The 9,102-nt window shown below is 39.7% G+C and carries 8 protein-coding genes, 1 tRNA gene and 1 pseudogene; 5 read left to right on the forward strand and 5 right to left on the reverse strand.

Going from position 1 to position 9,102, the window contains the following annotated elements:
* From H9625_RS11405 to H9625_RS11420, 4 genes and pseudogenes are all read left to right on the forward strand, one after another.
* Positions 1-897: pseudogene (locus tag H9625_RS11405) on the forward strand (phage tail tape measure protein); the annotation flags it as partial.
* Complete coding sequence (locus H9625_RS11410) at positions 894-2,624, forward strand: hypothetical protein (protein WP_087250480.1); 1,731 nt, start codon at positions 894-896, stop codon at positions 2,622-2,624. The pseudogene H9625_RS11405 and the gene H9625_RS11410, both read left to right, overlap by 4 nt.
* A 335-nt stretch (positions 2,625-2,959) precedes the next feature.
* Entirely contained in the window at positions 2,960-3,190 is a 231-nt protein-coding gene (locus H9625_RS11415) for a hypothetical protein (RefSeq protein ID WP_087250482.1), read from the forward strand.
* Entirely contained in the window at positions 3,183-3,614 is a 432-nt protein-coding gene (locus H9625_RS11420) for a DUF2335 domain-containing protein (RefSeq protein WP_191764407.1), read from the forward strand. Before H9625_RS11415 ends, H9625_RS11420 begins: the two co-directional genes overlap by 8 nt.
* 744 nt (positions 3,615-4,358) lie before the next feature.
* Here H9625_RS11420 and H9625_RS11425 read toward each other — a convergent pair.
* The 5 genes from H9625_RS11425 to H9625_RS11445 all read right to left on the reverse strand — a co-directional run bounded on the left by H9625_RS11425 (position 4,359) and on the right by H9625_RS11445 (position 7,922).
* Entirely contained in the window at positions 4,359-5,384 is a 1,026-nt protein-coding gene (locus H9625_RS11425; RefSeq protein WP_225226414.1) for a tyrosine-type recombinase/integrase, read from the reverse strand.
* A 270-nt stretch (positions 5,385-5,654) separates the two neighbouring features.
* Positions 5,655-5,727 (reverse strand) — tRNA-Trp (locus H9625_RS11430).
* A 63-nt stretch (positions 5,728-5,790) separates the two neighbouring features.
* Complete coding sequence (locus H9625_RS11435) at positions 5,791-6,378, reverse strand: uracil-DNA glycosylase family protein (RefSeq protein WP_191764410.1); 588 nt, start codon at positions 6,376-6,378, stop codon at positions 5,791-5,793.
* Between the two features lies 1 nt (position 6,379).
* A complete protein-coding gene (locus H9625_RS11440; protein WP_022040496.1) occupies positions 6,380-7,006 on the reverse strand; it encodes a hypothetical protein in 627 nt (208 codons plus the stop codon).
* A gap of 211 nt (positions 7,007-7,217) precedes the next feature.
* Positions 7,218-7,922, reverse strand: coding sequence for a TapB family protein (locus H9625_RS11445; RefSeq protein ID WP_087250492.1), 705 nt, complete (start codon positions 7,920-7,922; stop codon positions 7,218-7,220).
* A gap of 120 nt (positions 7,923-8,042) precedes the next feature.
* Here H9625_RS11445 and H9625_RS11450 point away from each other — a divergent pair, with 120 nt between their 5' ends.
* Complete coding sequence (locus H9625_RS11450; protein WP_022040494.1) at positions 8,043-9,005, forward strand: tetratricopeptide repeat protein; 963 nt, start codon at positions 8,043-8,045, stop codon at positions 9,003-9,005.
* Positions 9,006-9,102 lie beyond the last annotated feature (97 nt).

The following is a 9,102-nucleotide window of genomic DNA, read 5'->3' on the forward strand; positions in this document are numbered from 1 at the left end:
TTTATGGTCGCGGTAATTCATGTTGCAAAGGTACGCGTATGCGCGATATATAACAAATCTAAATTACATAAACTCTATTATGATCAGGTACTTTCTTCTTCCGAAATTTCCGAAGAAAAGAAAGCTGAGATTATTGACAAAAAACAGAAAGAGAGTCTTGAAAAATCTCGTAAAAATTATGAAGAAAATCAGCGTAAGGTAAGAGAGCAGCTTTCATTTGCGCAAAACATCGGACAACAATTTGGTGAAGCGTTTGCGGAAATGTTGACAGATTCAGAAACTTCTTTGGGCGACTTTATGAAGGAAACTCTAAAAATCATACTGGATAGTCTTCAGAAGATGATGATAGCTTATATTGCTGAAACACAAATGAAGAATATAGCTACTTTGGGACTGGTCGGGATTGTTAAAGCTGCTGCTGAAATAGCATTGATAACAGCTGCATTTCAGAGTGCAAAGGCTATAATCAGTGGATTTGAAACGGGTGGTTACACCGGTACCGGAAGACATGATGAGCCCAAAGGTATAGTCCATGCTGGTGAATTTGTCGCTAACCGTTATGCCGTGCAGAATCCGGCTGTTCGTCCGGTTCTGGACTTAATTGATCAGGCGCAACGGAACAATACCATCGGTAGCCTGACTGCAAAAGATGTTTCTGCGGTTTTATCAGGTGTTACATCAACAACAAACAATACCTACTATCAGCAAAGTGTACCTGCTGATAACGGAATGTCTGTTATTATGCTGAAGGCGGTAAAGGTTATTGATTCACTTAATAAGAGATTGGATGAACCGATCTATACATATACTCGGGCTACTGGCAAGATGGGAGTAAACGAAGCTCAAGACTTGGTGGCTCGTATGAAAAACAATGTATCAAGGAGGATTAAATTATGACCAGATTATTCATCGACGGTCAGGAGGTTGTACTTTCTGAAAATTTTGAACTCGAATTGATAACAGAGAATCCGTATTTCACTCGCAATGGAGAATATACTTATGATATAGATATCGATTTGAGAGATCCTGGTAATCGGAGAATCTATCAGAATATCAACAGGTCTGATGTCACAAAAGGACTAAAGAACCGTAAGGCGACATTAATGTCAGGAGCCCTTGAAATAATATCAGGTGTGGAGGTTGTTCTTTCGATTGAAAATTATACCGCTAAAATTCAGATCGTAGCTGGTAATTCCCAGTTGAATTACGAAGGGGGTGATACGGATATACGAAGTATGGTTCTTGATGGGATTTCAATGACTTCGCAGCAGGCTATTGATACGTTATTCGGTAAATTTCCGGAAAACAACGTCGTATATCCGCCGGTGGTTAATTACACTGAATCGGACGGAAGTTTTTCGATATTAAACAACGTAGAGGTGGGCGAAGATATATCCTTCACAGATGTAGAAAACATATCTCCTCAGTATTATCTGTTGTATGTGATAGAGAATTTGATAACGAAGTTAGGATTCACAAAGGGAATAAATGAGCTGGAGGATGATCCTGTATGGAGCAGATTATTTATCGTTAATCCATATAAGGATTCAGTACTACAAGAGCTGCTGCCTGACTGGACGATAAATGAGTTTATTGAGCAGATTGAATTATACCTTGACTGTATCATTGTTATAGATAAGGTAGATAAAAAATTCAATATAATCAGTTTAAATAAATATTTTGAAAATCAGGATATTGTTTATTTAGACGATGTTGTTGATGACAGTACCGAAAAGACATACGACGTGGATACGAATTATGCGTTTGCATATACTTATGTATCTTATGATTTACCCAGTGATGAATATTACAATTACCTGAAATTGAAAGAGGGTGTAAGAGAGAATTGTTCTACTGTTTCCAGTCCTGAGTGGGATGATTTTAAAACCAAGTATGATCAGTATTATTCCGGCCCCTATATCTTACATTCAGAAGACTATGGGCTTGATTATGTTGTTACCGATTATTCTGTTTCTGGAGAAACCAAAAAAGGTCTGATAATCGTTGACCGATTCAAGGATGCGGGTAATTTAGATTCACGGGATAAAAGTTCATTCCAGATTGTACCTGCTGAAGTCGAAAAAATAGAAATACATAGTACTACAGGTGGACGTTACCTGATTGGTCCAGCTGTAAAAAAGTTAAGAGTGGATCCTGAAAGCACTGCCATTAATGATTTGATAAATAGTTCTGGCAATAATACAGATATCCCTGACAGGCTGTATGTCGGTATTTATTATGGTATACAAAAAGCATTAAATCGAGGTCCTAATGAATACCCAGGTGAGTATTGGGATAAAATGCCAATGGGTTCGAATGATAGATATTTCATTCAAAAGCCGACTACGCTTGGCGGTGATCAGAGTATTCTTACCTTGCCCGATTATACAATTACCCTGGATGGAGATAATGGTTTGTTTAATAGAGTCTATAAGAATAAACGTGAGATAGATACTTCAGTCGAATATACTTTTCAGTTTTTGACGAATAAAGTATATGATCTAAACAGGATTTTTGTCATACGCAATAAAAAATACTACTGTAAAGAAGTACACTATAAAATAACGCCTAAAGGTATGGATAAAATAGCAGAGGGCATTTTTTATCTTGCAGATTCTGAATAGAGTTTATATGTCTGTTTATCTTGGGCATTAAGTTTGTTTCTTTTACTGGGAAAGTTATATCCTAAAAGTTTATTTGTTATTGCTAATTATATCAGTGTAAAAGGTTGAGATCTAAGTTATTCTTGGTGGTCTTATAATTGTGGATGTTACTTTTTAGAGGTGGAATAGTTTATTATCTTATGTGTTTTAGTTCTTATGTTAAATTATATAATGCAGGTAGGAGAGATATTGTTATTTATATCTAAGATATTAGACTTGCTATTGTATACTATAAAAATAATAATTACTTTTGCAATAAGAAGCACTAAAATAATAATAATAAAAAAGGAGGTATCATGTGTATAATTAAAGACGTTACTCGATTCATCGCGAATGGGGCAAAAGTTTTGCGTGATTCTTCCCGCGGTGAATACAAACAGGAATCTGAAATTATTTCCCAACTAAAAGAAGAGCTTTTTGTCGAATCTGACAAAATGGACGATAAATCCAAATTAAGACAAGATAGAAAGAATATTGAGAAAGACGTAAGAGAAGCTTGGGAAAAATTAAAACTAAGTAATGGCTAAACAACAAATTCAACAAAAAGAAACTGTCGTTGCAGGACAAGGAGGTGTGGGCCAACAGTTAGAAAGGACTTATACCGTAGATGACAACAGTTTGCCGTCTCCCCAAGAATTAGCAGCTTATAAGGAAATAGATCCTCAAATTGTTACGTTCTTGATGGAAGCTTCCGTTAAGGAGCAAGACCATCGACATAAGATGGATAAAGTAAAGTTTGATTTAGTCCGAAAATCCGAATCAAGAACAGGAAGAATGAATTGGTGGGGTATGGCATTTGCTTTTTTATCTATTGTAGTAATTGTAGCCCTTGCTGCTTATGCTTTATATTTAGATAGACCTTGGTTTGCTGGAATATTAGGAGCAGGTACATTAGTTACAGTTGCTTCAATATTTATTAACAGAGAAAAGCCTGACACAAAGAAAAAATAATCACAAACTTATCCTTTCCCAGTACTGCTAAAGAAGTACTGGAGTACTCCTTAGAAAGTACCGAGAACATAATTCAAAGGCTCTATAAAAAGCGGAAACTCAAAAAGTTTCCGCTTTTTCTTTTGTCATTTCAAAATAAATACTCATATTTGCAATGCTAATTCATTTTATTTCAGGAAATGCAGGACGATTGGCTTGCATTTATTGCAGGCATTTTTTATGTCCGCATACTTGGTAGTACCATTAAAATACTGGTATCCGTGTACCCCCGTCGCAGTGCGTTAATGCGCCTGCTAGCATTTCCTGATAGATGTGAATTAGCAGCGGGACAGGCACGGATACTTTTTTATTATTATGTTACATACATATCAGGTTTCCAATACAGCTATGCTAAACTGTTGCGGAACGTCAATCCACGAAACGGATATTTGCTCATTCAACAGCAATGCTTTAAGAGTTTATAATCCAGTAACCGGTGTCCGCCATCGCAAAGCAAGTACTACTTCTGAAATAAGGCGGAAGATCTGCAGCTATATTCTTAATACATTTCCTAATGTGCGCCGTATAAAGATTGTTGATACTGGTAAAAACTTTTCAGCTCGCGTATGGTTCAAGTCTGGTAGGACATTTTGTGAGAAAGCATATTCAATCAAGAATCTGTATGGAATACTAAATGATAAGATTAAATTTATCTCTGAACAATAAAGAGTGTTGCCCGTATGGAAATATCCGTATGGGCTTTTCTTAAAATTCTCCTTCGAAATGCTTGGTTTCTTCATGTACCGTCATATTGCTACCCTTCAGATACTTATTGGTTGTGGAGATATCCGCATGGCGCGCCTGGTCACGGGCGATGACAATACCTTCAGCATTGGCTAGGTCACGTATTCCTGAATCTTTCAGGGAATAGAATTGATAACTGTCTGGGAATCTCAGCTTTTCACGTACCTTATTAAAGTAATTTCTGTAGACTTTAGTGGTTACTTTATTTTTTGAGGGCTTGAAACCTTTACCGAATAGATAATAATTTCCCGGGTTGCTGAAAACATCAAGATCAAGCATTGCTTTAATGAGTTTGTCATTCAAACCGACCATGCCGTCTTTGCGGTTCTTGCTGATGCTCGATGCGATGAATACCTTTTGTTCCTTCAAGTAGATGTCGGACAGCTTGATGTTGGTTATTTCGTCCGGACGGATAAAGGTATAATAAGCGAACTGGCATAAGAACAAAAAGTACGGATTCTCTTTCTTGAGGTATTTCTTCAGCTTTTGTATATCGGTAGACGATAGGGCAGACCGTTTTTTTTCCTCTTCCTGTAACATGCGGATATTCTCTACCGGATTCTTGATAAGGTACTGCTTTTCCATCATCCAGCTGCAAAGTGAAGACAGCCAGGTACGATAATTGTTTCGGGTTCTGGCTGATGAATCACGGTCGAGCAGTACATAATCTAAGAAGTCAGATATAAAAGACTGGTCAATCTGATATGCATATACGATTGCTGGGATGTGCTTCGCCGTGTATTCTTCAAATACTCGCAGGCGCTTCTCGTAATCCTTCAGAGTGTTCTCTTTGATGGTACCAGCCGCATACAGTTTTTCCAGATATATATGATACCTTTGGATAATATCTACATACGGGGTGTATTGCCTTGAGTTCTCGACATCCGCCCATGGGTTCCATCCGGAACGGAGTTTGACATTAAGATTGGTGATGATTTCATTAGCTCGACGACGGCGGTCTGAAACTTTGGCGATGCCATTAAGCATATACTTTTTTCTTTTCATTTTCTGCTCCAATGGGTCATAAGAATAGAAATCAATATACCAGTTATTACCTGTGTGGAGCTTGGGTTCTGTATAAGAAATTATACAAAAAACCGATGAACTTTTTCTTTTTGAAGAGTACATTTTTTTATTACGTTTTTCGAATTCGAAAGCGTAATACGGTTTGACATTCAGAAAATTTGCGTCCCGATTTCGTCCTGGGGATAAACGAACAAAAGCTGCAACTTTTTGAGTTACAGCTTTTTATCTCGGCACGGGAAGAGAGACTCGAACTCCCGACACTCGGTTTTGGAGACCGATGCTCTACCAACTGAGCTATTCCCGTGTTTGCGGATGCAAAGGTACGACATTTTTTGATATTGCCAAATGCTTTGGCATTTTTTTTGCTTCATGGCATAAAAATACCCGCTTCACACAGCATAGACCGATATATTTCTGCCTTTTTCTCCAACTTGAGCGGATAAGCCCTGCTGGAAGAAGGCATCCGGTAAAGCCAAAGTTGGCGGTCAGCATATTCGAATTTGCTTTTTCCACCTACCGGAGGTTCTTTAATATGCAATTGTGCACATAAGGTATCTGTAGCTTTTTGCCCGGTCGTTACAATAGATTTGCATGCCGGAAGTTGTTTCAGAAGCAAGCCGATGTCCGTAGGCTCCACGATTTCCAGGTATTTGTCTGAAGCATTGCTTTTCAAACGTTTCACTGTGCAAGCCGTATCATAAAGCGCAACGCCTTTTTCTTTCAAGAAGTGTATGAGACGTTCTTTATCGAAAGCCTTTTTACCGGAAAGTACAAAATGTTCTTTATCACCGAAGAAAATCAGTCCGAAAATCCGCCACATGTCATTGTTCCAGTTCGGATAGAAGAAATCCATGCTCCAGCGCTTCTTCTGCGGAGGAAAGCTTCCCAGCATCAGCAAAGTAGCTTCTGCAGGAAGAAACGGTTCCAACGGATGATTTTCGATGAGGCTGTCCATCTTAGTTTTCTTTGGGTTTAGGTTCTTTTTTTGCCAGTACAACGATGTTGTAAACATATTCGTTCATCCAGCTTTCGCTATATCCCAGTGCATGCTGGTATTGGCGGATGTTTACACAAGTCTTTCTCACACTATCATCTTTCCAGTTGGTTTTCGTCAGGATATCGTGAATGGTCTTTTCGGTCATCGAACGCAATAATTTCTTGAACATGCCAGGCATACGGAATTTCCATTGCATCAGATTCCCCACTACCATCATCAAGTCTTGACTGAAGCCCTGAAACATAAACAGGTAGTTCTTGATATCATTCACACTCTTGCAGTGCTTTTTGACAGATGTATCTATTTCCTTAAAAAAGAACTCATTAATGCCGTAAATATCCATCAGCATCTTTTTGCATCTGGTACGTTCTGCCACTCCCAGCTTGTTGTTCTGGGTAGGGATTTTCAATGTACGCTTGAATACTGCCATATCAGGCAGGAAATTGATATTGCTGATGCCCAGCTGCGCAGCCATAACGGCTTGGTAGTATACACGTATCAAAGTCATGAAGTCTTCTACACCTCCTACCCGTGCACCTTCTTCTTCAACTTGTTTTTTACCTAATAGTTTCGAAAATATGCTCATAATCTAATCTGTAATAAATTATTATGGGGACAAAGATAAAACAAAAAAGTGAGATAAGGGGCAGTTTATGACAAGATAGTGACAAGAAACTGCTTTGAATGTCTTTCTCTTCCCGATGTATTCGTTTTCGTGTGTGCTTTGGGCGATAAATTCAAAACAGTTTCTAGAAAGTTATCAACTATCAGGTCTTATATAAGCATAGGATACTTCGTTATTTCACGATTTTCACCAGCAGCGTCTTGCCGGCAGATTTTCCTTTCATATCGTATGATTCCGATTTTACCAGACCTATTCCCTCGGCATACCATTCAGTCACCCGGTGCGTGGTGCTTTTCAACACTACTTTGGTACGTTTCAAGTAAGTAATCTTTATACAGTCGAATTTCCCAGCCGTAGTACTGATTTGCTCCTCTCCCATATAAGCAGCTCCCGAAATCGTAATTTCATTTTTCAGCATCTTCACAATAAGTGCATACGAGCGGTCGGGCATACTTTCTCCTCCCTCGGCATGTTCCTTCAGCACAAACGAGTTGTCGCCTTTATACTTCAATTCTTCACGCATGGCAGTACGTGCCGCCGTATCATACTTATCCGGATCCGAATCCGAATCAATATAAGGTCCATACACCAGATCTTCGGCACACACAGTCTGGTTGCCATCATAACTCCAGTCGAAACGCGTATAGCTGGTATTGTTCTTCAACTTGTTGGTTACAATCTTATTGATATAACAGGCAGTTACCTTACCATCGTTTCTCCCGACAAACGACACGGTAGCAGTCTCATTCGAAACACTTTGTCCCGCTTCATCGTAATTGACATAATGAAGTTCCGTTCCCTCTACCGTACAAAAATATTGTGCATGCAGGCTGAAACAAGCCAACACCGCACAAACAAACAAAAGCATCTTTTTCATGTTACGTTCCTTTTTTTCTAATTACGCCACAAACTTACAAATTTCTTTTCAGCAAATGCAAGCATATACCTGATTTTCTCTATCTTTGTGCCCAACATTCAATCATAAAATACGAAAAACATGGGTTTATTATCAGCAATCTTCGGCAACGGAAAGCCCGAAGAAAACCAACAGGAAAAACAGACACAAAAGAATTTCGAGATTTTAAAATACGATGGCATACGGGCACACAACATGAACCAACTGGCTTACGCCGCCAAATGCCTGGAACAGGCGTCTGCCCTGCGTGACGATGCTGAAACACTCCAGTACCTTGCCGACACGTATGTAAAACTCCAGCGTACCGATGATGCCCGGACAACTTTGGACAAACTGACCGGACTGGAACCGGACAACATACAGGGATATCTGTTCCTTGCCAACGTATGCTTTGCACAAGAAGACTATGACGGTATGGACAAAGCCTGCCAAAAAGCCATCAAGCTGGACGAAAGCAATGCCCATGCCTACTATTTGGCAGCCAGGGCAGCCCACGGACTTCACAACGATTTGCAAGCTATCGTAATGGCTACCAAAGCCATCACACAAGACGAAAGCTTTCTTTCTGCCTACTTGCTCCGTGCCGAAGTGCTTTGGAGCATGAAACAGGCGAAAGAAACACTGGAAGACCTCGATTATATCCTGAATGCAAATCCGGAAGAAGAAGATGCCTTGCTGCTGAAAAGTACCGTCAAAGCCACATTAGGAGAAACCGACGAAGCATATCGGTGTCTGGAGCTGGTCATGGAAACCAATCCTTTCAACGAAAAAGCTTACCTGCTGAAAGGAGAACTGCTCTGTGGGCAGAAAGCATACGGCAAAGCCATCGAACTGTATACCGAAGCCTTGGAACTGATGCCCCAGAACGCTACATTCTACCAGGAACGCGGACGTGTCCGGTTACTGGAAGGAGACAAGAATGGCTCCATCGAAGACTTGAAAAAAGCCATCGAACTGAACCCCGAAAGCGAATCCCAAATAAACGGAACGTTTGATAACCAAGACACCCTTTCCGGCACCCCAAATCCTGCAAGTATTTACTGACTGGAATGCATCTGTGTCCGTTGCCTTACGAAGATAAATACACCGGCCTACGGACATAGATGCACAAAGCTACGTACATACGGTTTCCTGAAAAACG

It is taken from the genome of Phocaeicola intestinalis, from assembly GCF_014837065.1.
Lineage (GTDB): Bacteria > Bacteroidota > Bacteroidia > Bacteroidales > Bacteroidaceae > Phocaeicola > Phocaeicola intestinalis.

What these genes read in the sequence shown, in the direction of transcription:
- H9625_RS11410 (WP_087250480.1), top strand. Translation starts at nt 894, where the DNA reads ATGACCAGATTATTCATCGACGGTCAGGAGGTTGTACTTTCTGAAAAT.
- H9625_RS11415 (WP_087250482.1), top strand. Translation starts at nt 2,960, where the DNA reads ATGTGTATAATTAAAGACGTTACTCGATTCATCGCGAATGGGGCAAAA.
- H9625_RS11420 (WP_191764407.1), top strand. Translation starts at nt 3,183, where the DNA reads ATGGCTAAACAACAAATTCAACAAAAAGAAACTGTCGTTGCAGGACAA.
- H9625_RS11425 (WP_225226414.1), bottom strand. Translation starts at nt 5,384, where the DNA reads ATGCTTAATGGCATCGCCAAAGTTTCAGACCGCCGTCGTCGAGCTAAT.
- H9625_RS11435 (WP_191764410.1), bottom strand. Translation starts at nt 6,378, where the DNA reads ATGGACAGCCTCATCGAAAATCATCCGTTGGAACCGTTTCTTCCTGCA.
- H9625_RS11440 (WP_022040496.1), bottom strand. Translation starts at nt 7,006, where the DNA reads ATGAGCATATTTTCGAAACTATTAGGTAAAAAACAAGTTGAAGAAGAA.
- H9625_RS11445 (WP_087250492.1), bottom strand. Translation starts at nt 7,922, where the DNA reads ATGAAAAAGATGCTTTTGTTTGTTTGTGCGGTGTTGGCTTGTTTCAGC.
- H9625_RS11450 (WP_022040494.1), top strand. Translation starts at nt 8,043, where the DNA reads ATGGGTTTATTATCAGCAATCTTCGGCAACGGAAAGCCCGAAGAAAAC.